We start from the raw sequence: 25,510 nt of genomic DNA, 5'->3' as shown, positions 1-25,510 counted from the left end.
ATTTCCCATGGCAGGACGGCAGCATCATTACCAGATTCACCTTCGCTGGAGCGGCAATCGCGGCGATGGCACAGCTTCTTATACCGCTTACGATCGTGACAGCGAATTACAGGCACCCGGTAAACCGCCCATTTTGCTGAGTGCCGATCCGGCATTTCGTGGGGATAAAACGCGCTGGAATCCTGAGGAATTGCTGCTGGCGTCTGCGGCGGCCTGCCATAAGCTGTGGTATTTACACCTGTGCGCCGATGCCGGCATTGTGGTGGAGGAGTATGAAGATGCTGCCGAAGGGAACATGGTCGAGGGGGCGCGTGGCCGCTTTACCGATATCACGCTGAAGCCGCGCATTAAACTGCGCGACCCAGCGGATGCCGATCGCGCGCGGGCCTTGCATCATCAGGCACACGAAGCCTGCTTCATCGCTAACTCGCTGAATTTTCCGGTAAACTGCGATCCTGAGTTTTTCTGATTATGATGCGCGGGCCAGCGGCGTTTGCCACAGTCGCACGCCGTTGCGCCCGGCGCGCTTCACTTCATACAGCGCTTCATCCGCATGGCGCAGCCAGTCGCTTATCGATTCGGCGCTGACCGCAGGCGCAATACCGATACTGACCGAGCAGCGGAACTCTGCAGAGGCTGGTAAGCGCAGCTGGGCAATCTTCTCTTTTAGCCTTTCGGCCAGTTCCACCACCGATTCATCGCTGGCCTGATGCACGATGACGCCCAGCTCATCGCCGCCAAAGCGCGCCGGAATGTCCTGCTGCCCGACATAGTTGCGCAGCAGCGTCGAGATCTCGGCCAGCAGAAAATCGCCCGCCTCATGACCCCAGCTATCATTGACCACTTTGAAGTGATCGACATCCAGCAACAGCAGATAGCCGCTGCTATCGCCGCGCCGCGTGCTGAGAAACTCACTCTCCAGCCGCCGCTCAAACAGGCGCCGGTTAGGGATTTTCAGGCCGGGATCCATCAGCGCGATGCGCTCCAGTTCACGGTTGCGGGTGCGTAAATGCCAGGTGAGATTGTAGGAAGCCACGCTGAGTACCAGCATGTAACAGGTGGCCAGCGGCAACGTTAGCCAGACGGTTTGCGTGCTGAACGCCAGATGTACGCTGGTGCCATCCAGCAGCCACACCATAATAAACCCGCACAAAAATGCCTGTATGGCGGCAATCAGCTGCGCGCCGCCGCCAGCGGCATAGCGATCCGATGCCAGCACCGCCATGATGATAAAAGAGGGCATCGGGCTTAACGCCATCAGCGCCACCCATATTCCACCGAAGGCGGCATCCAGCGTCAGATTCTGGCGTTCGGTTCCGGTTGAGTCTTCGGCACGAAGCGCACGCTGATACGCCAGCCATGGCCAGAAAAAGGCGTTCACAAACAGCAGTGCGCTGAATGCCAGTCCGCGCTGCATTTCCAGTAACACTGAAAGAATCGGAAAGAAACAGAGGATCGTGCCGAGCTGACGCATGATGAACATACGACGGACGAAGCGTTTTGACCGGCGCTTCAAATGGTTTTCATCAGGCGAGTAGTAATTCATTCACGGGAAAATTCAGTTCGACAAAAATGGCAGTGTATCGGGAAAAAGTCGCCCTGCGGCGACTTTTTTTAAGAATTTTCGCCTTGCACATTGGCGGGCACGTAAATAACAGCGCTTTGCCGCCAATAGCAGCAGCGGCCAGCAGGTGCAGTTCGCTGCCGCTGCGCGTGTTTTTAGTTTACAGCGCCTTGCAAACGGAACTGGCTGACCAGCCGCTGCAGCATGAATGCCTGCTCTTCCAGCGCCTGTGCGGAATGGGATGACGCGCTGACCAGCGACGCATTTTGCTGGGTAGTACCGTCCAGCTCACCTACTGCGCGCGCGATTTGCTCAATGCCGCGGCTCTGCTCATCAGAAGCAGCCGAGATCTCCGCCATGATTTCATTCACGCGTGCGATGCTACTGACAATCTGCTCCATCGTTTCACCCGCGCGCGCCACCTGCTGATGGCCGTTGCTGATACGCCCTACCGATTCGCCAATCAGTCGTTCAATATCTTTCGCCGCTCCGGCACTGCGCTGGGCCAGATTACGCACTTCGCTGGCGACCACGGCAAAGCCGCGCCCCTGCTCGCCGGCGCGGGCGGCTTCAACCGCCGCGTTGAGCGCCAGGATATTGGTCTGGAAGGCGATGCTGTTGATCACCGCAGTAATCTCGGCAATTTTCTTAGAACTATCAGAAATCTCGCCCATGGTGCTGACGACGTTGTGCACCGCGATACCGCCCTGACTGGCGTTATGCGTCGCTTCCGCCGCGATCTGGCTGGCGAGACGCGCATTGCTGGCATTATTTTTCACCGTGGCGGTCAGCTGCTCCATGCTGGCTGCGGTTTCCACCACCGCAGCCGATTGCTGGGCGGTGCGCGACGACAACTCGAGGTTGCCCTGATTTATGGTGCTGGCAGCCTGCGACACATTGCTGACGCTGTGCAGCACCTCGCCAATCATACCGCGCAATCGCGCATTCATGCGTCCCATGGCAGAGGTGAGCTGTCCCAGCTCGTCCTGGCGATGAGTGACAAACTGCGAGCTGAGGTCGCCGCTGGCAATGCGTTCCGCCAGCGCGAGGTTGTGGAACACCGGGCGCGTAATCTGCCGGATAATGGTCCAGGCCACCAGCACGCCCAGCACTATTGCCAGGCTGCCAATCAGCAGCGAGAGCGCCGCTGACCCGTTAGCCAGTTCATCGTTACGCGCCTTAACCAGGGCGATGATCTGTTTGATCGCCGCGCTGCTGTTATCGCCCGCCACTTTGACGGTGTTTTCCGCGCCGCGCAGCTGGCCGTAAATCGCTGCCGCCTGCAGGCTCAAATCTTTAAAACGTTCAGTATCCTGCCATAGCGCGTTGAATCCGCCCTGCTGCTCCGCTGGCAGCTGGGCCAGTAGCGTGTTCATGTCCTGCCCGGCGCGCTGAAAATCATGTTCCAGTTTATTGCGCAGTGCCTCGCTGACGTTGAAGCGCAGCGCCCAGGCCTCTTCGCGGACATTACTGATGGCAAACAGCAGCTGATAAATCTGGTTGGTGACTTCGGGTGTGCTTACGGGGGTCCGGATTAGCCCGGTATAGCGCGACGTCATGTCCTGCTGGCTCAGCGCATCCAGCTGGCTGCGCAGATCGTTGAGCTGTTGGGTTGCCTGGGTCATGGCGGTGATGCTGTGCTGAAAACGGGCAAGATGGCTGGCGACATCGTTGAGCAACCCTCTGGCGTCCGCCGTCCACGGCAACTGCTGGGCCCGCTGCGTCAATTGCTGAGCGTGCGTGACGTAATCCGTCATGGTGTCGCCCGCTTTGTCCTCGCCATACAGATATTTAAGACGATTGATTTTGGCCTGAAAGACTTCAATGTTGATGTCATAAATCAGATTGGTTTTCTGATAGATGTCGTGGATCTGGTTGAATCGTTGCACGCTGAGCGCTGTGGCCAGCGCCACCAGCAGCAGGACGATGCCGAAGCCCGCCGCCAGTTTGCGCGTGATGCGCACATTCCGTAATCGGGAGACCAGTCCCATGTCTCGCTCCTGTCATTGTTGTTTTTGTTGAGTCTGCAGAAGGAGTTATCGGACCGTAACGGGAATTGTTTACTGTTGCGGGGCGAAAATGTGCTGTGTCATTAAAGCGGTATAGTATTTAGCCAAAAGACTCTTTTAAAGCACTTCTCAAAGCGCTAATATCAGTACCATAAAGTGTTAATACACTTCACCTGTTTTCATTATCTAAGCCTGGATACCTCACCATGCCATTTCAGATCCTGTCAAACACCGCTGCCAGTATTACCGATTTAAAGCGTGATCCCATGGGAACAGTGCGTTCAGCGGAAGGGGAAACCATTGCTATCTTAAACCGCAACGAGCCCGCTTTTTACTGCGTTCCACCGGCTGTTTACCAATATCTGATGGAATTAGCAGAAGATGCAGAACTGGGTCGTATCGCTGATGAACGCATTTCTGAATTAGCGGATGCGAAAGAGATTTCGCTGGATGACTTATAAATTAAAGTTCGTTCCTTCCGCTGAAAAGGAGTGGAAGAAACTGGGTCATCCGGTGCGTGAGCAGTTTAAGAAAAAGCTGGCACAACGGCTGGAAAATCCACGTGTCCCCTCAGCACAACTTCACGGACGGAAAGATCAGTACAAAATAAAACTACGTGCTTCAGGCTATCGCCTGGTGTACCTGGTGCAGGATGAAACCATCACTGTCATGGTATTAGGTGTGGGTAAACGCGAAGGCAGCCAGGTCTATGCGGATACGGAATGCAGATTGCCTGAGTAATCTGTTGATAGCAAAGCCGGCGATTTCAGCCTGAAATCGCCAGCCATGGCAGGGCAATTACCAGCGAGTTGCCAGCATATCAATGACGAAACGGTACTTCACCTCGCCCTTCAGCATACGCGCGAAGGCCGTTTCGATCTCTTCACCGGCGATCAGCTCAATATCTGCCGTGATGTTATGCTCGCCGCAGAAATCCAGCATCTCCTGGGTCTCTTTGATGCTACCGATGGATGAACCGCTGATGCTCAGACGGCGAAACACCAGCGGCGTGACGTTCGGCGACTGATGCGGTTGGTCAGGAATGCCGACCAGCACCAGACGGCCATTGGTCTTCAGCGTCGCGAGGTAAGGATCGAGATCGTGCGGTGCCGCCACGCAGTCAATGATGAAATCAAGCGAGGTCTGGCATGCCGCCATCTGCGCGGCATCACGCGACACCACCACGCGCGTCGCACCAAGACGACGTGCGTCAGCGCCTTTTTCCGGCGAGGTAGTAAACAGGGTAACCTCAGCGCCCAGCGCGCTGGCCAGTTTTACCGCCATGTGGCCCAAACCACCCAGTCCCACTACCCCGACGTTATCGCCGGCTTTAACGCCAAAGTGGCGCAGCGGTGACCACACCGTTACGCCCGCACACAGCAGCGGTGCCACGCCCGCCAGCGCCAGATTTTGCGGGATCGACACGACAAAATGCTGATCGACCACCACATGCTGCGCGTAGCCGCCCCAGGTGCTGTCGCCGGTGTATTTATCGATGCCGTTGTAAGTGGCGGTGAAGCCCGCTTCGCAGTACTGCTCTTCCTGCTGCTGGCAGAAGTGGCAGGCACGGCAGGAATCCACCATCACGCCCACACCGACCACATCACCGGCTTTGAAGCGCGTAACCTGAGTTCCGGTCTCCAGCACGCGTCCAACGATCTCGTGGCCCGGCACCAGCGGATAACGACTGACCGCCCACTCATTGCGCGCCATGTGCAAATCGGAATGGCATACGCCGCAGTAAAGAATTTCAATTTTTACGTCCTGCTGCTGCAGCGGACGCAAGGTAATCTGGCCGGCAGCCAGCGGTTGCGCTGCATCCTGCGCCACCAGTGCGTTAATTTTCATGATGCCTTCCTCAAATTCTGATGTGGGCTGAATGAAGGCGGCAGACTATAATCAACGCGGTGCAGAATTGATAGTAGTCACCTTTTGGTGACCATAAAGGAGAGTGCGATGCCAGCCTGGGTTGATGGCAAACTGGTTTTCTATGCGGATTCGCCACCGCGCCGTCTGATGGATCTGTTTTCGGTGAAGTGGAGCACAATGGTGCTGCACGCGTTATATCACTGGCCGGGACAGCGCGCCCGTACCGGTGAACTGCAGCGTAGCCTGCAGGGGATTTCGAAAAAAATGCTGTTTCAGACACTGAAAGAGCTGGAGCAGCGCGGCTTAATTGCGCGTCAGGTTTACGAAGTGATTCCACCGAAAGTGGATTACCGGCTGACCGCGCTGGGGATGACCTTCGCCCGGCCGATTGAGCAGATGTATCAGTGGGGATTAGAAAACCAGGCGGCACTGGATGAGATGGAAGCTAACCTTCGCGCGGCAGGCGGCACGCCGGCGGAAAACGCCCGCCCTGCAGCGTCATCCGCCAGTGAATAACCACGCGCGGGTCGCACACTGTTCGTCGCGGCGCGATTTATCCCACACTAAATAGCGCCGCGGTTCGTGGATCGATCCGGTGACCGTTAACCAAACGGCGTTTCGCGTGCCAGCAGGCGGGCGATGACGTTGAGAGCGCCCTCGTCGTTATTACTTTCCGTCCGATACCGCGCGACGGCTGCCACCGGTGCAGCGGCGTTGGCCATGGCAAAGCTGTAACAGGCCTGGCGCAGCATTTCGATGTCGTTGGCGCTGTCGCCAATCGCCAGCACTTCACAATCATCAATGCCCCACTTCTCCTGCAGCAGCGCGATGCCGTGCGCCTTATGACAGCCGGGAATGATTAAATCGACAAAGCCAAATCCGCTGGAGACCGGATGCATGATGTTTTCAATCGCGTTCAGTTCGCTGTGCAGACGCGCCAGCAGCGCCTCGACACCTTCGTGTGCCAGATTCAGCGAAAACTTGAAAATGGTATCGTCGATATCGTACAGGCTGTCGCGCTTCTCCAGCCGGCGATAGTGATTGGCCAGCATGGCGACCACCTCATCCGGCATTGACTTGTGCACATAAGCCCCGTTGCGACCGCACACCACGGTGCTGATCTCCGGTTCTTTGGCGAGAATATCCAGCACCTGATGAACACGCTCCGGCGCCAGCTCGCCGCAGAAAATTTCTTCGTTGCTGTCGGACACCCAGGCACCGTTTTCAGCCACGAAGGCGATCTCATCTTTGATAGCGGGAAAATAGTGCTGCAACTGATAATACTGATTGCCGCTGGCGACCACGAAACGGATGCCTTTCTCCTTCAGCAGCGCGTACTGGCGCGCAAAACGCTGCGCGTTGTACTGCTTATTATCATCGAGAAATGTCCCATCCATATCCACCGCAATCATTTTTACTGCCATCATGCTCTCCCGTCTCTGTGTGCCGTCAATCCATCCGGCTTTACCAAGGTTTTATCAAGCTTACTCGCGGTGTGGATTAATGAGAATGTGAATAATGAGTTTGTTAACCGCTTTCAGAGATTTCCAGCCCATTTTTTACTGCAATTCGGCCCCTTTTTCTCTGATCCAGGCACAGAACATGTCTGCCATATCGCGTGCGTAAGCCTGAATTTCTGCTGCGCTGCGCGGCGATTCGGAAAAATGCTTGCCGACGTCACCCAGCGTGCTGTTGATTAAATCCGCCGCCCGCGCCACCTCAGCCGCGTCCCGCTGCGGCAGCAGCTGTTGCAGAAATTCGCACATCACATTCTCGCCATTGGCGCGCGCGGCCTGCACTTCCGGCGCATCCCGGTAAAGCGGCGCGGCATCATTCAGTGCGGTGCGCATCGCCGCCTCTTCACACTCCGAGTGCAGGAACGCCCAGGTCAGCTGATGCAAGCGCTGACGCGGCGTGGATGCGCTGTCGCGCAGAATCGAACCCAGCAGATCGCCGGTTCGCTGCCACTCTTCGCTCTGCAGACGGAAAAGGATAGCGGCCTTGTTGGGGAAATACTGGTACAGCGATCCAATACTGACGCCTGCCCGTTCGGCCACGCGGGCAGTGGTAAAGCGCGTGGCACCTTCCTGCTCCAGAACCTGAGTCGCCGCCTGCAAAATGGCTGCCACCAGCTCACTGGATCGCGCCTGCTGCGGCTTTTTTCTTTCAGAAATCTTAGCGTTACGTTGTGCGGCCATCGTCTGCTCCTGAACGCGAATAGTGAAATGCGAGTAATTAATCGTATTCTGTTCCTGACGCAAAATCCACTTTCTGATGCAGGAACCCCGATGATGAACACCCTGACTTCCGCGCCGCTGGCACCGCTGCTTAACTATCTGTTTGAGCTGGCGGATAACATGGCGCATCCCACCAATGAAGCGTTTCGCGTGATGTCCGATGAGGAGCAAACGCGTCTGCTACAGAGCAAAACCGATTACCGCGAACTTTACGGTCATTTAAAAGATGTGCCGCTGGCGGTTTCAAGGGAAACCGGCAAACTGCTGTATATGCTGGCGCGCAGCAGCCGGGCGCAGCATATCGTTGAGTTTGGTACCTCATTTGGTCTCTCCACCCTGCACCTGGCGGCGGCGGTGCGCGATAACGGCGGCGGCCGCATCATCACCAGCGAGTTTGAACCGGGCAAAGTGGCGCTGGCGCGCAATCATTTTGCCGATGCTGGCGTCAGTGACCTGATTGAAATTCGCGTGGGCGATGCGCTGGACACGCTGAGTCAGGACCTGCCAGCCAGCGTTGATATGCTGGTGCTGGATGGCGCGAAGGCGATCTATCCGGAGATTCTGCAGCTGGTGCAGCCCTGGTTGCGTCCGGGTGCCCTGATTGTGGCCGATGATGCCGATTTCAGCCCGGAGTATCTGGAAATGGTGCACGGCAGCCGCCTCTATACCTCGCTGCCGTTTGCTGATGGCGTCGAAGTTTCAATGTGGCTGGGATCGCCGCATCAAGGCGCTTAACAGCGCCACGTTTATGTTATATCGTTACAATCCCGTGCTCTGATTGAGGTTGCTGCGATGAAGGTTACCGTTCCACTGTTAGTGATTGCTTTTGCTTCGGCGAAAGCGGGAGCATTTCAGGCGAATATCGATCCGTTGAAGCTGGCGCTGAAACCGGCTAACGCACTTGCCAGCACCGATCAGGCGCAGCCGCTGGCGATTGCCGAAGCGCACGCGCGCCTGGCGGCGGCGGTGAGCGGCTGTCAGTGTCCGTTCTGCACCCAGATGCGGCTGGTGAATACCGGGTTATGATGATAGGTGCGTCGCCGCACAGCCCGCTGTGCGGCGACGCATCAGTCAAACCATGGCTGGAACGGATCCGGCAACTGTGTCCAGCCGTCTGGCCCCAGCGACATTTCCTCATCGGTCAGTAACGCATGGTGCAGCTGCTGACGCAGCACGGTTTCATCCATATCGATACCGATGATCACCATCTCCTGCCGCGCATCCCCCGTGCCTTCATGCCAGTTTTCGCGGATGTAATGCAGCGTGTCTGCGTCCTGCGGCCAGCGATCTTCAGGCACGCAGGCCCACCACATCCCGGCCAGCCCCTGCCGCGTAACGCCGCCGGCCTGCGACCAGGATCCGGCGTGACGCGGGCGGGTTGCCAGCCAGAAATATCCTTTTGACCGCACCACGCCTTGCATGTGCTGCGTAATCACCTGGTAAAAACGCTGCGGATGGAAGGGACGACGCGCGCGGAAAACAAAGCTGCGGATGCCGTACTCTTCAGTTTCAGGCGTGTGCTCGCCGCGCAACTCTTTCAGCCAGCCGGGGGCCTGTGCCGCAGCATCGAAGTCAAACAGGCCGGTATTCAGCACCTGATCAAGCGCCACCTGACCAAACTGCGCGCGAATAATCCGCGCACGGGGATTGAGCGAGTGCAGAATCGCGGTCAACCGTGCCTGCTCCGCCGCATCAATCAGGTCGGTTTTGTTGAGAATCAGCACATCGCAAAATTCAATCTGATCGATCAGCAAATCGACCACCGTGCGCTCATCCTCCTCGCCGAGCGATTCACCGCGCGATCGGACGCTTTCACTGGAATCATAGTCACGCAGGAAATTGTAGCCATCCACCACGGTCACCATGGTATCCAGCGCCGCCACGGCGGACAGGCTTTGCCCCTCTTCATCGGCAAACGTAAAGGTTTCCGCCACTGGCAGCGGCTCAGAGATGCCGGTCGATTCAATCACCAGATGATCAAAACACCCCTCTTTCGCCAGCCGGTTGACTTCCAGCAGTAAATCTTCGCGCAGCGTGCAGCAGATGCAGCCGTTGCTCATTTCCACCAGCTTCTCGTCGGTACGTGACAACGCCGCCCCGCCCTCGCGCACCAGCGCGGCATCAATATTCACTTCCGACATATCGTTGACGATCACCGCCACGCGGCGGCCTTCGCGGTTGTTGAGAATATGGTTAAGCAAAGTGGTTTTTCCGGCGCCGAGAAAGCCAGAGAGTACGGTGACCGGCAGCCGCCTGAAGCCGCCGTTGGTGGATAAAGCTGACATAATCTCTCCTGAATAATGACATCACGCGCACCTGAAGGGGTGCTGATATTGATATGTTATAACATAACAATATGCAGTGTCATGATCGTCGTGCACTTTTTGTGGGGATTTTGCCTTTCAGGGAAAGCGAACAGCGGGCCGGGCGCCCGCTGCGGGCAATTACTGGTTGTCCGGATAGCTCAGTTCGATGGCATCGTCCGGCAGTTGAGTGAAGGTTTTCACGAGGGTATGGAAATCCGCCACCGGTTTAAGATCGGCAAACTGCTGCGGATAGAGATCCTTCGCGAGGATTTCCATGCCGATAATGTTGTACGGGTGATTGTAGAAGTGATGATATACCCCATACACGCGCCCCTGCTTCACCGGCGCGATTTGCGCCAGCCCGGTGCGCTGCAATAACGTCTGGAACGTGGCACGTACTTCCTGCGGCTGCACGCCGTAACCAAACGGCAGCACGTTGCTGTTTGGCCGCTTTGAACCGGTCATGATGTAAACGTCCGGTTTCATGGCGATGATTTTTTCCAGCGCGACAAAGCCGGCATTGCCTGGCAGCAGTGCCGAACCAATATTTTTGCCGCCGACCGCTTCTACCAGCCCACCCCAGCCATTATGGCTGTGGGTAAAGCAGCAGTTATCGCTGTTACCGGCAATGGGTTCGATAAATACCGTGGGTTTGTTTTTGACCTTCGCAACGGCTTGGGTGATGCGGTCGAAGCGCTGCTGATAAAAATCGGTGTAGGCTTTGGCTTCGCTTTCGCGGTTCAGCACTTTGCCCAGCAGCGTGACGCTCGGGGCGGTGTTTTGTGCCGGATGCAGTTCATAATCGACGAACAGCACCGGGATGTGCAGGTTGTTCAGCGTGCTCAGCACGCCGGATTGTTCCAGCGCCGGCTTAGCGCGCAGCTGCGCAATCATCAGATCCGGTTTCTGCGCCAGCACGCTTTCCAGATTAACCTGGCCCTGATCGCTGAAACCCATATCGACAATTTTTGTCGCTTCAGGCCAGCGGCGCTTCAGCATATCCCAGGTTTGCGTATCCTGCTTTTTCGGCAGATTGTTCCAGGCCACGACGCGTTTAAACGGATTGTCGCGATCGAGCAGCGCCAGCGTCAACACATCGCGGCCATCCTGCAGAATGATGTGCTGCGGTTCTTTGCTGATGGTTTGCGTGTGACCATCCATGTCGGTGACGGTGAGCGGATAGTCAGTCGCGCAGGCTGCGGTTGAGACCAGAATCCCCATTGCCAGTGACAGGCGCGTTTTCATGCCAAAACTCCGTGGTAAAAGAAATAGTTATTATTATCAATTACCTTAACACAACCTTAATCACGGCAAAATAAACCCGACGGCATGGGGTTGTAAGCGAATAATACGGCGTCGGGAGTCCGCCGCATTACGCTGTGGCGAAGCAACGGCTCAGGTGAAATCAGACAATTTCTGCCCGGACGCGATCAGCTCCTGCAACAGCATCTGTCGGCGTTCCGCCGGGGTATCACGGCTGACCATAAAGCAGATCGCCGCAACCGCCTGGCCGCTGCGCGAGCGAATCGGTGCAGCCATACAGCAGGTAAAGCTTTCGGACAGACCTTCGGTCATGCAGTAGCCCAGCTGGCCGGCACGGTGAATCTCTTCAAGGAAGGTCTGTTTATCGAGAATCTGACCGCTGGCCAGCCGATAATCCTCCTCCGGAATCAGGTCGAGAATGGCGCTGTCCGACCAGTTACTCAGCAGCAAACGACCGGTCGCTGTCCAGGTGATCGGCACGCGCACACCGATATCAGAGGTGATCTTGAACGGATGGGCGTTGCTCTCCGACAGCACCACGGTGTATTTGTTACCTTCCAGCATACACAGCTGCACGGTTTCGCCATGACGCGCCACGATCTCAACCATAAGCTGATGTGCACGACGGATCAGATCATTGTGGGCCATGTAATCCGCACCGTAATAGTGCATTTCACGACCGAAAAACACGGCACCTTCCGCATCAAGCTCAACCAGACCCGCTTCACTCAGCAAACTGACCAGCTCATAAATACTGGAGCGCGGTGCACCGGTCGCTTCGATTAAATCCCGCATCGCCATAGGCTGACGCGCGATATGCAGCTGGCGAAAAATATCAATAACCCGGTCAACACCGCGTGCCCGGGACGTTTTTTCATCCGGCATACGCTCACTCCCCTGTCGTTATGGTGCTACTCATCTGCGTTTAAAAAGAGCTGCATGATACACCCGGCAAACGAAATTACCCATCCCCCGCAATAATAAAAATCTTTCCGGCGACTTTATTTATCATGCGCTATTTTCGGGCCCCATTGTGGCGCATAAAAAGGATGGGACTCGCTGTTAAATTCGATAGCGGTCACATTTCTATTCAAAAAACTTAAGCACTGGATTTTATTTTGCGATCGCACCAGCACGGCAAGAAATTAATTGCCGATTGCCATATTGCAAAAAAACAACAGCTGTGCAAATCTCGTCCTATCCGGTATTGCAGATAGCAGTCTGGTATATCAGACAGAAACGGTAGTGTGCAAAGGAGCAGAAAGACATGACGATCAAACGTTATGGCATTGAGGGCGGTACCGGTACCGGCGGGCAAAAATTGCCGTTCGCCCGCGCCGTGGAGGCCGATGGCTGGCTGTATATCTCAGGCCAGACGCCGATGCGCGACGGCGAAGTAGTAGAGGGCGGCATCATCGAACAGACACAGTTAGCGTTCGACAACTGCCTCACTATCATGCGCGAAGCGGGTTATCGCGTGGAGGATGTGGTCCATGTGACGGCGGTGTTGACCGACGCGCGTTATTTCAGTTCTTTCAACAAAGTATTCAGTGAGATATTCAGTGGTCATCCACCGGCGCGTATTTGTAGCGTGCAGGATTTAGTGGTCGACTGCAAAGTCGAAGTGGACATGAAATGTTTCCGCGCCGACCGTAAATAAGTAATACCGTTCAACCAGGCTGCGATGTTCATTTTCTTCGCCAACACCAGGCCAGCCTGATATTAATTAGTGCATTTGCTTTTTCAAAAAAATAACCCGAAATACGCGGTGCGGCCGCTGCGCTGGCGATCGTCTATTAAACGGGTGATGCGGAATAACGCCGTCTCGTCAAACATTTAAAGAGAGCATAAAGATGAATGCAACATCGCTGAAATTAAGTGCCAAAACCGTGGCCGGTGCGCTGGTCTTGCTGGCGATAGCAGGCTGTACGCCGACCGAAGAGAAAAAAGAGGCTGGCGCCGCGCCACAGTCGGCGCTGCAAACCGTGCTGCAACGCGGCACATTGCGCGTCGGTGACTGCCTGAGCTTCGCACCGTTCGGTTTTTATGACAAAGACGGCAACCCGGATGGTTACGACGTTGACCTGGCGAAAGCGCTGGCCAAAGAGATGGGCGTTAAGCTGGAAATGGTCAACACCACCAGCGCCAACCGCATCCCTAATCTGCAAACCAACAAAGTCGATGTGGTGTTTTGTAACTTCACCCGCAATCTGGAACGCGCCAAAGAGATTGGCTTCACCCATCCGTACGTAGTAGCCAGTGAGGCAATGCTGGTGCGCAAAAACAGCGGCATTCAGTCTGCGCATGACATGGCCGGCAAAACCATTGCCACGGTGAAAGGCTCGACCAATGGCGACGAAGTGCGCAACCTCGGCATCGACGTGAAAATTCAGGAGTACGACTCATCCCAGGCGGCGATTCTGGCCGTCAAACAGGGTCAGGCCGATGCGATGATCGAGGATAACAACTTCCTCGCTTACCAGGCGAAGCTCGATCCGTCACTGGCCGTGACCAACGAAGCGCTGGTACCACTGGAGTACAACGCCTTTGGGGTGAAACAGGGCGACCAGGTATGGACCAATTACCTCAACGAATTCCTGTTTGAAATCAACGCATCCGGTGAGAACGCCCAGCTGTATGAGAAATGGTTCGGCAGCAAACCGCGTTATCCGCTGAATCCGCAATACTGATTGTCCGCCCACGGCGCAGTCGCACAGGCTGCGCCGCCTGAAGGAGTCATACCATGAGTTATCAATGGCTAACCCTGTGGCGTTACGCCGACACCTTTCTGGAGGCCGCGTGGCTCACGCTGCAGGTTACCCTGCTGGCGTTCGCGCTGGCGGTGGCGCTCGGTCTGCTGGCCGCACTCGCGAAATCTTCACCGCTGGCGCCGCTGCGCTGGATCAGCCACTGCTATGTTGAATTCATCCGCAATACACCGGTGCTGCTGCAAATCTTTATCATCTTTTTTGGCCTGCCGTCGCTCGGTATCACCATGAGCGCCTTTACCGCCGGCGTGCTGGCACTGGGGATTAACGTTGGTGCCTATTTGTCGGAAACCTTCCGCGCTGGTATTCAGTCCGTGGCGAAGGGCCAGCTGGAAGCGGCGTATATCCTCGGCATTCCGCGCCACCAGATTTTCCTCAGCGTGGTGCTGCCGCAGGCGGCTCGCGCCGTCTGGCCGGCGATCATTAATAACCTGATTCAGCTGCTGCTCGGTACGTCGCTGCTCTCGGCGATCGCTTTGCCAGAGCTGACCGGCACCGCCACGGTGATCAACGCGCGCACCCTGCTTTATATCCAGACTTTCAGCGTCGTTGCCCTGGTGTATCTGGTGCTAAGCAACCTGTTTTCATGGCTTGGCACCGTGGCCGGACGCCGGCTGTTCCACCCGCCGCTGGTGACGCCGGTAAAAAAGTCCGGCTGGCGGTGGGCAAAAAAATGGCTGATTAATCCAGTGAAACGGGAGAATGCGCTATGAGCGAACTTATCATCAGCTCGCTGCCAATCCTGCTGAAAGGACTGGTCATCACCTTACTGCTGTCCATCGCCGCTATCGCCGGCAGCACCCTGCTCGGTTTACTCGCCGCGGTGCTTCGCACCAGCCGTCTGCCGATCGCCAGAGAGATTGCCGTGCTGTACACCGAGCTGTTCCGCGGCACGCCGGTGCTGATCACCCTGATGTTCATTTACTTCGGCGTGGCCTACTTTGGCTATGAAATCAATTTGTTCGCCGCCGGCATTCTGGGCCTGAGCATTTATCAGGGCGCTTACATTGCTGAAGTGTTCCGGGCCGGCATTGAAGCCGTGCCGAAAGGGCAGTGGGAAGTGTCGTGGATCCTCGGATTATCAAAACGCCAGACGTTTCTCAGCGTAGTGCTGCCACAAACGCGCGGCATCGTGCTGCCACCGCTGGTAGGTCAGTATCTTTCACTGATCAAAGATACGTCGATTGTCAGCATGATCGGCATGTCGGAGCTGATGCACCAGGGGCAGGCGATTGTTGATCGCATTGGCCAGCCGGTGGTGGTTTACGGCCTGGTCGCCCTGCTCTACTTCGCTGTCTGCTTTCCGCTTTCCCGTTGGGTTCAACATCATCAAACCAGGAGCCAGTTATCATGAGCAAATCCGCCATTACGCTGAGCCGTATTACCAAATCCTTTGGCGCAACCCAGGTACTGAAAGAGATCAGCCTGGACGTGTCGCCGGGCGAAGTGCTGGTGCTGATTGGCGCCTCCGGCTCGGGAAAAAGTACCGTGCTGCGCATTATGAGTGGTCTGGAAACCGCCGACGGCGGTGAAATCTGGGTCAATGAAGTACCGCTGCATGACCGTAAACGCAGCAGTGAAATTTGCGGCCACGTCGGCATGGTGTTTCAGCAGTTCAACCTGTTTCCGCATAAAACCGCACTCGGCAACGTGACGCTGGCGCTGATCAAAGCGCAGAAGCTGTCCGAAGCGGAAGCGAACAAACGCGGCATGGCGGCGCTGACGCGCGTTGGCCTGGCGGAGCGCGCGCATCACTATCCGGCTCAGCTGTCCGGCGGCCAGCAACAGCGTGTGGCGATTGCCCGCGCGCTGGCGGTCGAGCCGAAAATCATGTTCTTCGATGAAGCCACCTCCGCGCTCGATCCCGAGCTGGTCGGTGAAGTGATGGAAGTGATGCGCAGTCTGGCACGGGAAGGCATGACCATGGTGGTGGTGACGCATGAGATGGGCTTTGCGCGTAAAACCGCCGATCGCGTGGTGTTTATGGACCAGGGGGTGATCGCCGAACAGGGTTCGCCGGAGCAAATTTTTGTTAATCCGCAGAATCCGCGCACCCAGCAGTTTTTGTCGCGCGTGCTTGAACACTAACAGGAGGCAGGATGTCGATTCACTTCCCTTTGCAGGCCGACGGCGCGCTGGATGCGCTGCAGCCTGCGCCGCGTTATAAATCGGTGGCCGGAACGGGCAATCAGCCGCTGGCTAACGGCACGCCGGTGTTTAACAGCCCTGAGGTTTTTTCACCGCTGATGCTGATGAAACAATCGGCGCTGGAGAATAACCTGCGGCAACTGGCGGCGTTCTGCCAGGAAAACGGCGTGATGCTGGCTGCGCACGGCAAAACCTCGATGTCGCCGGCGATTCTGCGCCGTGCCGTCAGTGAAGGCGGCGCCTGGGGCCTGAGCGCAGCGACGCCGGCCCAGGTGCGCGCGCTGCGCCAGTTTGGCATCCGCAACGTGTTTCTCGCCAATGAACTGGTCGATCCCGCCGGGATCCGCTGGATTGGCCAGTGGCAACAGCAGCATCCCGACCACGGCTTTCTCTGTTATGTGGATTCGCTGCAGGGCGTAAAACTGCTTGAGCAGCATCTCGGCGGCGCACAGATCGCCGTGCTGCTGGAGATGTCGGTCAGCGGCGGTCGCACCGGCTGTCGCTCGCCGCAGGCCGCGCTGGAAATCGCCCATGCAATCCATGACAGCCAATCGCTGCAGCTGGTGGGTGTGGCCGGTTATGAAGGTGCGCTGGGTGCCGGACGCGATGCCGCAGGCGTGCAGCGCGTGAAAGATTACTGCGAGATGATGATCGCGACCGCCGCGCTGCTGGCTGAACACCAGCTGTTTGCCAGCGGGGAGATTATTCTCAGCGCCGGCGGTGGCGCGTGGTTCGATGTGGTCGCGGCCTGCTTCAGCGCGGCACAGTTGCCGCTGCCGGTCACGCCGCTGATTCGATCCGGTGCGTACATGGCACACGACAGCGGCTTGTATGCACGCATTGCCCCCTTTGCGCAGCCGGGAGCAACGCACCATTTCAGCGCCGCACTGGAGATCTGGGGCCGCGTGTTATCGCGTCCGGAGCCGGGGCTGGCCTTTGTCGATTTCGGCCGGCGCGATGTGCCGTTCGATCAGGATCTGCCCAATCCGCTGTGGATTCGTCAGGCGGACGGCAGCGCACCGCGCGCGGCCACGCATTTGCGCATCACCGACGTCAACGATCAGCACGCTTATTTGCAGTTACCGGAGGACGATCCGCTGCAACCGGGCGACTGGATTGGCTGCGGCATTTCCCATCCCTGTACCGCATTTGATAAGTGGCGCTATTTACCGTTGGTGGATGATGACTATTGCGTCACCGATTCACTGGAAACAGCGTTCTGACGCTTTTTCAGCCACAAAAAAGGCTGCCAGTGCTGGCAGCCAGTTCTGGCACATCCCTGTGCGACCATGCGGGTCGGCGTTGTGCCTTCAATGAACACATAATAACACAGCTTATAATTAGCAGGCTAGTTATTTGTTGCCAGCGCCAGCTTCACCGCGTCCTGCGCATGGATTAGTGTGGTATCGAACAGCGGCACCGCCGCATCCTCCGCTTTAACCAGCAGCGTGATTTCGGTACAGCCAAGGATAATGGCTTCAGCCCCTTGTGCCACCAGCTGAGCGATGATGTCACGATACTGCGCGCGTGATTCTTCACGGATCACGCCAAGGCACAGCTCCTGATAAATAATGTCGTGCACCGTTTTACGTCCGGTAGCGTCCGGTACCAGCACCTCGATGTCATATTGCTGCTCAAGGCGGCCTTTATAGAATTCCTGCTCCATTGTGAACGCGGTCGCCAGCAGACCGACGCGTTTCACGCCGGCTTGACGAATGCGTTGTGCCGTGGCGTCAGCGATATGCAGCAGCGGAATGCGGGTGGCCGCGGTGATCTGATCGGCGACTTTGTGCATGGTGTTGGTGCACAGCACAATGAAATCCGCCCCGCCCTTCTCCAGGCTACGGCCGGCTTCGGCCAGGATTTCACCGGCCTGCTGCCATTCACCGGCGACCTGCAATTTCTCAATCTGCTGAAAATCGACGCTGTACATCAGGCTGCGTGCCGAGTGCAGTCCGCCCAGCTGTTGTTTTACCTGTTCATTGATGATGCGGTAATAGAGCGCGGTGGATTCCCAGCTCATGCCGCCAATCAGGCCAATCATTTTCATCAGTTACCGTTCCCCACGGAAATTAGCTCGTCTGGCACTGTACGGTATTCAATGAAGGCATGAAAGCGTCGCGGCGCTGAACCGCATCGCAGGCACAAAAAAGCCCGGGATAACCCGGGCTAAGCACGTTAACGGAGAAAGGGATTGTTATTATTTGTACAGCTCAGCAGTCATGTCCACGCCGTTGTCTGCGCGGGCGCTGGTGATTTTGTAGCTGTCTGCACCACTCGCTTTAGCCTGAGCGGCAACCTGGGCTTCAGCGCTATCCAGGGTGCTGCCGTGAACGGAGATGCTTTCAGCGGCGAAGCTACCGAAAGAGATCATAGAAAGAGCAGCAACAGCAGCGATGGTCAGAGTTTTTACGTTTTTCATGGTCATATTCCTTCAATGTTTGGGTCAGAGCTGAATGCTCTGCATGGGAGTTATAGTAACCATTGTTATTATTACCGACCTAACAAAAAGTGCGATCTTAATCACACTATGTGCGGTTTTGCTCTGCCAGCGGCTGCGGCCAGCGCGCGCCAGGAAAGAGCGACAGACGGATATTGAACAGATGGAACAGCGGCGCAAACAGCGCATTTTCCTGCTGCGCCGCCGCCTCCAGCCGCAGCAGTAACACATCAAGCTCATGCAGCAGCGCCGGCGATGGCGTGCTGTCCAGCGTTTTCAGCCGCTGCTTAAGAAACTGACTCAGCTCGTGAAACATGGCCGCGCTTTCTATCTGGTTCGCCAGCAGCAGGTGCCGATGACGGGTGTAATAGTCATAGCAGTTAGCCCCGAGCCAGGCTTCCGCAACCAGGTTACCGCCCGCCACCAGTTCCGGTGCCGGGTCGACGCGTTTACGCGGCAGAATCACATTAACTCTGTCCAGCGTGCGTGCGACAAATTGCTGCCGCGCCGTCAGCGTGGCGGTGTTCATGCGCAGCGCGGTAATAAACTGTAGAAGATCGCGAATGCCTTTGCGCAGCGCACGCGTGGCCGTCCACGCCGGGCGTTTGTTGCGAATCAGCAGCGTCAGCACCAGCGCAACGGCAATGCCCACCAGCGTGGAGATCATGGCATTCACTATAAGCTGCAAATCGGGTTTGAAATGGTGGCTCATGCCGATCAAACCGGGGATCTGCGTGGCGACGATGAGACCGATCAGGTTGGTGGACGGATTGGCAATCACCAGCCCTAAAGCAAACAATCCCGGCGCGAGGCAAATCACCAGCGCTTCAAACGTCGCCGCCTGCGGGATCAGCAGCGTGACGTAAATCAGGCTGATCGCCATGGAGATCAGTACGCCCTTCAGAAACAGCTTCATCGGCGCGATGGGGCTATCCAGCCCGGCGAAGAACGAACACAGCACCGCCGCCATCATCGGCGCGGTTGAACCATCACGCCAGCCGCTGCCGATCCAGAACAGGCAGCTGGCAAAGGTGGCGATGAAGGCAGTAAAGCACGACAGCAACAGCAGACCTTTATCGACATGTTTGTGCGCGCGTGACGCCTTGCCCGGTTTCACCGCTGGCGTCCAGTCACTGACGCGCTCGCTGACGCTGTGGTAAGCATCAGCAATACGGACAAAATTGAGTAACCGTTCCAGCAGGCCGATGAGCAAAATGCTCTCTTCACTGTTAAGCCGCCCTGCGCGCCAGGCCTGCTGCAGCTGTTCCTGAGCGTCGGTGAGGCGATCGCGCACCGGCTGCTGCGCATCACCGTTCAGCCATTGTAAAAATTGCTGAAAGGCCGTCGCGACATAATCGGGAAAGCGGATCTGCTGCTGTGCCAGCAGATTCAGACGCGATTCAATGGCGGTGAGCGTCGGGATCAGGTACGACAGATGCTGATACTGCACGCTGACCAGCCGCACCAGCCGCCGCGCGGCATCCCCTTCATAGACGCAGTGGGTGATCAGCGTTTCGACGTTAAGTGGATAGTTGGCCATCTGCACCAGAATATCCTCGCGCTCCAGTGATTTTGCCGCGGGCATCGCCGTCATCAGCTCGCTACACAATTTACGCGCGTTCTGATACCACAGCCCGACGCTCTGTTCGAGCAGATGGCGCATCGAAACCGGGAAGATCAGCCGATGCACAAGGCTGCTGCAGACAATCGCCACGGTGATTTCCTCAATGCGGGAAATTACCGTATAGGTAATGGCGCCAGGCGAGGTCACATCGGGAAAGCCCATAATGGCGGCGCTGTAGCCGGCCAGCATAAAGACGTAACTTTTTGGCGTGCGGTCGTGCAGCGAGAGATAGAGGCAGACGGCGACCCAGAGTGAAATACACAGGCTGAACAGCATCGGCGACTGGACCGTAGCCGGATAGATCAACAGAGTAAACAGCCCGCCCAGCACGGTGCCAAAAAAGCGAAACACCGATTTAGACACCGTCGAAGCGGAATAAAGCTGCGAGGCAACATACACGGTGGTCAGTGACCAGGCGGGTTTGTCCAGGTTGAGTTCCAGCGCAAGATAAAAAGCCAGAAAGGCGGCCAGACAGGTTTTGGCAGAGAACAATACGGCGCTTCGGGAAAACCACTTCATAGAACGGGAGCAACCTATAGCAGGCAACGTTATCGCTTATCCTGACAGAAGCCTGTGGCGTTGACATTTTGATTTGTTATACAAATTATTACCGTGCTAATTATCCGGTTCTCTATGCAACTTGCCCATTACAGTGAATGCTGATGCAGGCTGGAATTAGAGTTATAAGGGATATTAAAAAGTTATTTATTGGTTATATAACAACTTTGCCAGGATGGAGGAAAAACCACGAGAGACGCCCCATGAAAGCACAACGTTTTGCCCTGAGCGCACTGGCACTCAGCTTCGGCCTGCTCGCCACGCACGCCTTCGCCGCCAATCCGGAAACCGTCACCATCGGCTATCAGAAAGCCAACATTTTTGCGCTGCTGAAATATCGCGGCACGCTGGATGAGACCTTCAAAAAAGAGGGTATTGCGGTGCGCTGGGTGGAATTCCCCGCCGGCCCGCAAATGCTGGAGGGGCTCAACGTGGGCAGTATCGATCTGGCCGCCACCGGCGATGCGCCACCCGCCTTCGCGCAGGCGGCAAAAGCCGATCTGATTTATCTCGGACATTCACCCGCAAACCCTAAAACCGAAGCCATTGTGGTGCCGAAAGACTCACCCATCAAAAGCGTGGCCGATCTCAAAGGCAAACGCGTTGGCCTGAACAAGGGTTCAGACGTCAATTATCTGCTGGTGAAAGCACTTGAAGATGCCGGGCTGAACTATAAAGATGTCACGCCGGTTTACCTGCCGCCGGCCGATGCGCGCGCCGCCTTCCAGAAGGGCGCAATCGATGCCTGGGTGATCTGGGATCCTTACCTGGCTGAGGTCGAAGCCAACGCCGGCGCGCGTGAAGTGCGCAACGCCGAAGGTCTGGTGCCGCACTACACCTTCTATCTTGCCAGCCGCCCGTTTGCCGAAAACCACCCGCAAACGGCTAAGCAGGTGGTTGACGAGTTGAGCAAGCTGAGCGACTGGGCCAATCAGCATCAGGATGAAGCTGCCGCGATTCTGGCGAAATCCACCGGTCTGGATAAATCCATCTGGCAGACCACGCTGCAACGCCTGCCTTATGGCGCGTCACGCATGTCACCGCAGGTGTTTGCGGAACAGCAGGCGCTGGCGGACACCTTCACCCGCGTCGGCCTGCTGCCGGTGAAGGTTGATGTGCGCAGCGCGACCTGGTCGCTGGATAAGAAATGACCCCTTTAAGTTCTGGCGATTAAACGCCTGGCCTGAAGCGGAGTAAGCCTGTTTTCCACGGCCGGACGGTAAGTTACTGCATCCTGCGGGAAAACGTATCGCCCTCCGCTTAACCTTTCACAAGGAGGGCATGCCGGGTCATCTGATCACATCGACCGGTACCAGACGTTAATTCAGCTGATTTTCAGCTTAAACAGCCGATTCATTGCCACCCGGCCTGAATCGGTTACGTTGACTTCACGGTATCCCTGTATACGCTTTACCCATTCTTTTTCCAGGAAAAGCGTAAACAGGGCTGAGCCCGCGTCACCGCCGAGGTGGAAACGCCTTTCACTCCAGTCCAGACAGGGGCAACAGGGCTTGCGCCGTGTGCGGGAGTTAAGTAAAACGCCCATGTTCTCAAAATGGATTTTGCCGGCTGATGTCAGTCCCGAACCCTCTGCTTCCAGCCAGTTTTCCCGCAGCATAAAGTCATAAATTTCGACAGCAAGCTCGCCGGCCAGATGGTCATAGCAGGTGCGGGCGTAACGCAGATGAAGCGGCGTACTGGAAACGGGGGCCTTAATGGTCCCCATGGAAACCCCCATCAGGTTTTCCAGCAATCCGGCGATAGGGTGGCCAGCCAGACTGTAATAGCGATGACGACCCTGCATCAGGCAAATGACCAGACCGTTGCTGAGGAGTCGGTTCAGATGCCCGCTGGTTGTCGAGGCTGCTATGCCAGCCACTACGCTAAGTTCGGTCGCTGTCCATGCGCGCCCGTCCATCAGCGCGCACAGAATAGCCACCCTTGACGGGTCTGCCAGCGCAGATGCCACCATTGCCATTGATGTTTCAAGGACATTATCCGGCTCACTTTCGCGCATTTGGTTAACAAGGTTCATTCAGAAGCTACTGCCCATTTTCGGGTTACTTCGGCTGCCCGGACATCATCATCCGTAATGAGAATGAGCCGGTTATGGTGGTCGCTGTACTGTACCAGAATATTGATGCCGTTCCGGGCAAGCGTGTCAGCGATTTCGCCCAGCTCTCCGGGACGTTCCTGCGCTAATTTTCTGACCAGAGGACGACATAGGTTGCCGACTTCAAAACCGGCTTCAGTTAATACCGTGCGCGCTTTATAACCGTCTTCAACCAGAAAGTGTGCATGCCCGCCTTCCGGTGTTGTAAATACGCCACCTCCTTCAAGACCCACACCGTTTTTTCCCAACACACTCCCCAGTAAACCCAGCGAGCCCGGGCTATTTTTGAGAATAACGTGAATGTCATGCATGCGGATTGGTTCCCTTATCAGAAGAGTAATCACGGAATACGCTGGCTACCCGTATCCTGTAGAATGAAAAAATCGACTGCCTCCCTTCTTGCTGCGCGGCCTGATGCATCACATTTCGTTTCCATCCGGCGACAGCATCCTCATCCTCCCACCAGGACAAAGAGAGGATCTTGCCGGGCGTGGTCAGGCTCTGGAAGCGTTCTATGGAAATAAATCCGGGCGTGTCGGATAAAAGAGGCTTCAGCTCAGAAGCAAGTTGAAGATATCGCTCCTGAGCTGCTGGCAGGGCTTCTGCCTCAAAAAGTACTGCAATCATGGTCCGCTCCTTCGTTAATTTTCAGACAGCTTAATGAAGACGAAGCCATGTTGCTTCGGCCGGTACCGAAGTGTCTGTGTCAGCGAAGCCATCGGCATGAAAACGCGATAAACAGCAAACGCAGAAGTTAAAAGGCGGGAATATGGAACCACTGGCTATGACCGCTTCTGATACAAAGCGGATTCATATACACTTCGATGTCTGGTATAAGCGAAAAACAGACATTACAAGCAGTTTTGGACTCAAACCCTAATGGCTTCACAATAATGACATCAATACTAAAATTTATGCTTATCCTGGAATGGAGTTATACCTCTGAACATAAATATAAGAACCGCCCAGGCAGCTGATATCGATGGCATGTTTCATGTCAGAATCTCAGTTATCGAGAATCATTTAAGTCGTGAGGAAATGCAGCGAATCGGGATTACCGAAAACGTAGTAGCTGATTTGATTGAAAAGAGTTGCTGTGCATGGGTTGCGACTGATAACGAAAAAATTATTGGTTTTTCTATGATTTTACCTGATGAAGGCTGCCTTTTTGCTGCCTTTGTTCTCCCGGAGTACGAAGGCAGGGGTATAGGCCGCAGGCTTGTTGAAATCGCGGAAAAGGAATTATTCAGGCATCATGAGATTGCCTGGCTTGAAACTGACAAACAAAGTCGTGCAGCAAAATTTTACATACAGCTCGGCTGGGGCAATAAAATTGACATCAATGACACAGATATCAGATTAGAGAAACATCGCTGAGTGAAATCCACAGCAATTTTCATTGATGCCCGCTCCTGGCACAAAGCGCGCCGTCAGGTCGGGTTAGAAACTATTTTGCCCGGTCAATGCTGACCTATAGGCATCCCCCCAAAGCCGACATTCCAGGCTGGACTTGTCTACTTCAAGACAGAGATCGACATCCGCGGCGAATCCACGCTGCATCAGCTCTATTGCAGACGAACACTCCCGTAGAAGCACCAGGTTTTGCTTCTGGTAATGCTGCCAGACAGCCACCGCAGCCTCTGCTTCTGGTGAGCAATTTTGACGTCCCATTGCAGCGATAATTCCGCCAGCAGCCACATAATCCTCAATACTGGGGCGAAGGCTCCCATCGGGCCAGCGTTCTCCGCAGGGAATTACCAGCACACGGCCGAAGGAACGGCAGGCATTCGCGGTCGCAGATATGTTTCTGAAACAGCCGCTCAACACTGCTACTCCTGCATCCCTTGCTTTGAATGAAACGGCTGAACCGTTAGGCGATGGGAGGACCAGTTTTTCACCCTCGCTTATGTTTCTTAGCGAAGCCGGCGATAGGCTGTAACCTTCACCGCTGAATCGTCTGTCCGGACTCGCTGTGCTGGCTCCCATTTTCAAACCATATTCAATAGCAGAAGCATCTTTCCAGGGGTACGGATAGACACAGGCACCATTATTGACAGCCATACTGACGCAAGTTGAGAACGACATAACGTCTACAATGACAACGCAGTCGACCTCCCCGGCAAGATGCTCTACCGCAGGCAGGCCCCACTCAAGACGAACCGCAAATTTTTCCTGACTAAACCATTGCACGAGGCTTTCTCCGTTATTCCCACGCCCTGTTTTGCATCACCACTCTGTACCCGTCGGGATCGACGAAGGTTTTCCCATTCACATCCCAGTAAGGATTGAAAGAATTCGTCCGTTTAAAACCCGCGTCAATCATGGTTTCACATGCCAGCTTCCATGCATTTTCATCCGGATAATAGAGGACGAGGAGATCGTCTTCGGTTGGCGAGGGCTTAACGGGATGTCCCGGGCAGCAGGTGAATTCGAGGTGCCAGTCGAGGTCTTTTCGCCCCAGCATCACGCCATTGAAACCGTCGTGATCGTGGAATTCGGCAATTTTTTGCAGACCCAGTCCCTGACTAAACATCAGAACCGATCGTTCAAGCTGGGAGACGGGTCTGGCAATGCGCATGTGCGTAAACATCTGGCTTGACTCCTGAAAACG

General features: G+C 55.9%; 30 protein-coding genes. 14 read left to right on the top strand and 16 right to left on the bottom strand.

Annotated elements, in window-relative coordinates:
* Positions 1–7 precede the first annotated feature (7 nt).
* Positions 8–469, top strand: a complete 462-nt coding sequence (locus CBW22_RS18910) for an OsmC family protein (protein WP_088517506.1) — start codon at positions 8–10, stop codon at positions 467–469.
* On the opposite strand, the gene CBW22_RS18905 is transcribed toward CBW22_RS18910, so the two are convergent.
* Complete coding sequence (locus CBW22_RS18905; RefSeq protein ID WP_088517505.1) at positions 470–1,546, bottom strand: diguanylate cyclase; 1,077 nt, start codon at positions 1,544–1,546, stop codon at positions 470–472. It abuts the gene before it with no gap.
* A gap of 173 nt (positions 1,547–1,719) precedes the next feature.
* Entirely contained in the window at positions 1,720–3,555 is a 1,836-nt protein-coding gene (locus CBW22_RS18900; RefSeq protein WP_088517504.1) for a methyl-accepting chemotaxis protein, read from the bottom strand.
* Positions 3,556–3,779: 224 nt separating this feature from the next.
* Here CBW22_RS18900 and CBW22_RS18895 point away from each other — a divergent pair, with 224 nt between their 5' ends.
* Both CBW22_RS18895 and CBW22_RS18890 read left to right on the top strand, forming a co-directional pair.
* Complete coding sequence (locus tag CBW22_RS18895) at positions 3,780–4,034, top strand: type II toxin-antitoxin system Phd/YefM family antitoxin (RefSeq protein ID WP_058758675.1); 255 nt, start codon at positions 3,780–3,782, stop codon at positions 4,032–4,034.
* Positions 4,024–4,314 carry a type II toxin-antitoxin system RelE family toxin gene (locus CBW22_RS18890; protein WP_088517503.1) on the top strand — a complete coding sequence of 97 codons (291 nt, stop codon included), beginning with the start codon at positions 4,024–4,026 and terminating at the stop codon, positions 4,312–4,314. Before CBW22_RS18895 ends, CBW22_RS18890 begins: the two co-directional genes overlap by 11 nt.
* Positions 4,315–4,371: 57 nt before the next feature.
* Here the strand turns inward: CBW22_RS18890 and CBW22_RS18885 are convergent, their stop codons facing one another.
* Positions 4,372–5,421 (bottom strand): NAD(P)-dependent alcohol dehydrogenase, encoded by a 1,050-nt coding sequence (locus CBW22_RS18885; RefSeq protein ID WP_088517502.1) that lies wholly within the window; start codon positions 5,419–5,421, stop codon positions 4,372–4,374.
* Between the two features lie 108 nt (positions 5,422–5,529).
* Between CBW22_RS18885 and CBW22_RS18880 the strand changes: the two genes are divergently transcribed.
* The gene (locus CBW22_RS18880; RefSeq protein WP_058770471.1) at positions 5,530–5,958 is read left to right on the top strand and encodes a winged helix-turn-helix transcriptional regulator; all 429 of its coding nucleotides are present in this window, start codon (positions 5,530–5,532) and stop codon (positions 5,956–5,958) included.
* An 86-nt stretch (positions 5,959–6,044) separates the two neighbouring features.
* On the opposite strand, the gene CBW22_RS18875 is transcribed toward CBW22_RS18880, so the two are convergent.
* Together CBW22_RS18875 and CBW22_RS18870 are read right to left on the bottom strand one after the other, a co-directional pair.
* Positions 6,045–6,866, bottom strand: coding sequence for a Cof-type HAD-IIB family hydrolase (locus CBW22_RS18875; RefSeq protein ID WP_021508741.1), 822 nt, complete (start codon positions 6,864–6,866; stop codon positions 6,045–6,047).
* A 135-nt stretch (positions 6,867–7,001) separates the two neighbouring features.
* Complete coding sequence (locus CBW22_RS18870) at positions 7,002–7,640, bottom strand: TetR family transcriptional regulator (RefSeq protein WP_058775568.1); 639 nt, start codon at positions 7,638–7,640, stop codon at positions 7,002–7,004.
* 93 nt (positions 7,641–7,733) lie between these two features.
* Between CBW22_RS18870 and CBW22_RS18865 the strand changes: the two genes are divergently transcribed.
* Positions 7,734–8,414: an O-methyltransferase gene (locus tag CBW22_RS18865; protein ID WP_088517579.1), complete on the top strand. Its 681-nt coding sequence runs from the start codon at positions 7,734–7,736 to the stop codon at positions 8,412–8,414.
* A 57-nt stretch (positions 8,415–8,471) separates the two neighbouring features.
* Positions 8,472–8,705 carry a hypothetical protein gene (locus tag CBW22_RS18860; RefSeq protein WP_088517501.1) on the top strand — a complete coding sequence of 78 codons (234 nt, stop codon included), beginning with the start codon at positions 8,472–8,474 and terminating at the stop codon, positions 8,703–8,705.
* Positions 8,706–8,746: 41 nt separating this feature from the next.
* On the opposite strand, the gene zigA is transcribed toward CBW22_RS18860, so the two are convergent.
* The 3 genes from zigA to CBW22_RS18845 form a co-directional block, all read right to left on the bottom strand.
* On the bottom strand, positions 8,747–9,964 hold the full coding sequence (zigA, locus tag CBW22_RS18855) for a zinc metallochaperone GTPase ZigA (protein WP_088517500.1): 1,218 nt from the start codon (positions 9,962–9,964) through the stop codon (positions 8,747–8,749).
* Between the two features lie 159 nt (positions 9,965–10,123).
* Positions 10,124–11,230 carry an ABC transporter substrate-binding protein gene (locus CBW22_RS18850; protein WP_088517499.1) on the bottom strand — a complete coding sequence of 369 codons (1,107 nt, stop codon included), beginning with the start codon at positions 11,228–11,230 and terminating at the stop codon, positions 10,124–10,126.
* A 150-nt stretch (positions 11,231–11,380) separates the two neighbouring features.
* Positions 11,381–12,133, bottom strand: coding sequence for an IclR family transcriptional regulator (locus CBW22_RS18845; RefSeq protein WP_010615761.1), 753 nt, complete (start codon positions 12,131–12,133; stop codon positions 11,381–11,383).
* A 382-nt stretch (positions 12,134–12,515) separates the two neighbouring features.
* Between CBW22_RS18845 and CBW22_RS18840 the strand changes: the two genes are divergently transcribed.
* The 6 genes from CBW22_RS18840 to CBW22_RS18815 all read left to right on the top strand — a co-directional run bounded on the left by CBW22_RS18840 (position 12,516) and on the right by CBW22_RS18815 (position 17,387).
* Positions 12,516–12,908 (top strand): RidA family protein, encoded by a 393-nt coding sequence (locus tag CBW22_RS18840; protein ID WP_021508748.1) that lies wholly within the window; start codon positions 12,516–12,518, stop codon positions 12,906–12,908.
* 193 nt (positions 12,909–13,101) lie between these two features.
* Positions 13,102–13,938 (top strand): ABC transporter substrate-binding protein, encoded by an 837-nt coding sequence (locus tag CBW22_RS18835; protein ID WP_021508749.1) that lies wholly within the window; start codon positions 13,102–13,104, stop codon positions 13,936–13,938.
* A 53-nt stretch (positions 13,939–13,991) separates the two neighbouring features.
* Positions 13,992–14,729 (top strand): amino acid ABC transporter permease, encoded by a 738-nt coding sequence (locus CBW22_RS18830; RefSeq protein ID WP_021508750.1) that lies wholly within the window; start codon positions 13,992–13,994, stop codon positions 14,727–14,729.
* Complete coding sequence (locus tag CBW22_RS18825; RefSeq protein WP_021508751.1) at positions 14,726–15,370, top strand: amino acid ABC transporter permease; 645 nt, start codon at positions 14,726–14,728, stop codon at positions 15,368–15,370. The genes CBW22_RS18830 and CBW22_RS18825 overlap by 4 nt, the downstream gene beginning before the upstream one ends.
* Positions 15,367–16,104 carry an amino acid ABC transporter ATP-binding protein gene (locus tag CBW22_RS18820; protein ID WP_021508752.1) on the top strand — a complete coding sequence of 246 codons (738 nt, stop codon included), beginning with the start codon at positions 15,367–15,369 and terminating at the stop codon, positions 16,102–16,104. Before CBW22_RS18825 ends, CBW22_RS18820 begins: the two co-directional genes overlap by 4 nt.
* An 11-nt stretch (positions 16,105–16,115) precedes the next feature.
* Positions 16,116–17,387 carry an alanine racemase gene (locus tag CBW22_RS18815; RefSeq protein WP_088517498.1) on the top strand — a complete coding sequence of 424 codons (1,272 nt, stop codon included), beginning with the start codon at positions 16,116–16,118 and terminating at the stop codon, positions 17,385–17,387.
* A 125-nt stretch (positions 17,388–17,512) separates the two neighbouring features.
* On the opposite strand, the gene CBW22_RS18810 is transcribed toward CBW22_RS18815, so the two are convergent.
* The 3 genes from CBW22_RS18810 to CBW22_RS18800 all read right to left on the bottom strand — a co-directional run bounded on the left by CBW22_RS18810 (position 17,513) and on the right by CBW22_RS18800 (position 20,747).
* On the bottom strand, positions 17,513–18,214 hold the full coding sequence (locus tag CBW22_RS18810) for an aspartate/glutamate racemase family protein (RefSeq protein WP_088517497.1): 702 nt from the start codon (positions 18,212–18,214) through the stop codon (positions 17,513–17,515).
* A 150-nt stretch (positions 18,215–18,364) separates the two neighbouring features.
* The gene (locus CBW22_RS18805; protein WP_010615756.1) at positions 18,365–18,586 is read right to left on the bottom strand and encodes a YdgH/BhsA/McbA-like domain containing protein; all 222 of its coding nucleotides are present in this window, start codon (positions 18,584–18,586) and stop codon (positions 18,365–18,367) included.
* A gap of 106 nt (positions 18,587–18,692) precedes the next feature.
* Positions 18,693–20,747: an FUSC family protein gene (locus tag CBW22_RS18800; RefSeq protein WP_088517496.1), complete on the bottom strand. Its 2,055-nt coding sequence runs from the start codon at positions 20,745–20,747 to the stop codon at positions 18,693–18,695.
* A gap of 242 nt (positions 20,748–20,989) precedes the next feature.
* Between CBW22_RS18800 and CBW22_RS18795 the strand changes: the two genes are divergently transcribed.
* Entirely contained in the window at positions 20,990–21,937 is a 948-nt protein-coding gene (locus tag CBW22_RS18795; RefSeq protein ID WP_058770463.1) for a sulfonate ABC transporter substrate-binding protein, read from the top strand.
* A 173-nt stretch (positions 21,938–22,110) separates the two neighbouring features.
* Here CBW22_RS18795 and CBW22_RS18790 read toward each other — a convergent pair whose 3' ends face one another.
* The 3 genes from CBW22_RS18790 to CBW22_RS18780 are packed head-to-tail and all read right to left on the bottom strand — an operon-like array spanning position 22,111 to position 23,526.
* Complete coding sequence (locus CBW22_RS18790; protein ID WP_088517495.1) at positions 22,111–22,821, bottom strand: ArsR/SmtB family transcription factor; 711 nt, start codon at positions 22,819–22,821, stop codon at positions 22,111–22,113.
* Complete coding sequence (locus CBW22_RS18785; RefSeq protein WP_058781345.1) at positions 22,818–23,210, bottom strand: amino acid-binding protein; 393 nt, start codon at positions 23,208–23,210, stop codon at positions 22,818–22,820. Before CBW22_RS18785 ends, CBW22_RS18790 begins: the two co-directional genes overlap by 4 nt.
* Positions 23,203–23,526 carry an antibiotic biosynthesis monooxygenase family protein gene (locus tag CBW22_RS18780; protein WP_058781344.1) on the bottom strand — a complete coding sequence of 108 codons (324 nt, stop codon included), beginning with the start codon at positions 23,524–23,526 and terminating at the stop codon, positions 23,203–23,205. Before CBW22_RS18780 ends, CBW22_RS18785 begins: the two co-directional genes overlap by 8 nt.
* Before the next feature lie 315 nt (positions 23,527–23,841).
* Between CBW22_RS18780 and CBW22_RS18775 the strand changes: the two genes are divergently transcribed.
* The gene (locus tag CBW22_RS18775) at positions 23,842–24,276 is read left to right on the top strand and encodes a GNAT family N-acetyltransferase (RefSeq protein ID WP_031279940.1); all 435 of its coding nucleotides are present in this window, start codon (positions 23,842–23,844) and stop codon (positions 24,274–24,276) included.
* A gap of 63 nt (positions 24,277–24,339) precedes the next feature.
* Here CBW22_RS18775 and CBW22_RS18770 read toward each other — a convergent pair whose 3' ends face one another.
* The gene (locus CBW22_RS18770) at positions 24,340–25,089 is read right to left on the bottom strand and encodes a 2-phosphosulfolactate phosphatase (protein WP_088517494.1); all 750 of its coding nucleotides are present in this window, start codon (positions 25,087–25,089) and stop codon (positions 24,340–24,342) included.
* Positions 25,090–25,102: 13 nt separating this feature from the next.
* Complete coding sequence (locus tag CBW22_RS18765) at positions 25,103–25,489, bottom strand: VOC family protein (RefSeq protein ID WP_088517493.1); 387 nt, start codon at positions 25,487–25,489, stop codon at positions 25,103–25,105.
* Positions 25,490–25,510 lie beyond the last annotated feature (21 nt).

Origin of the sequence: Pantoea sp. VS1 (assembly GCF_002207995.1) — a bacterium.
Lineage (GTDB): Bacteria > Pseudomonadota > Gammaproteobacteria > Enterobacterales > Enterobacteriaceae > Pantoea > Pantoea dispersa.
The sequence above is the reverse complement of the archived record's forward strand: the minus strand, read 5'-3'. Positions and strand labels throughout refer to the sequence as shown.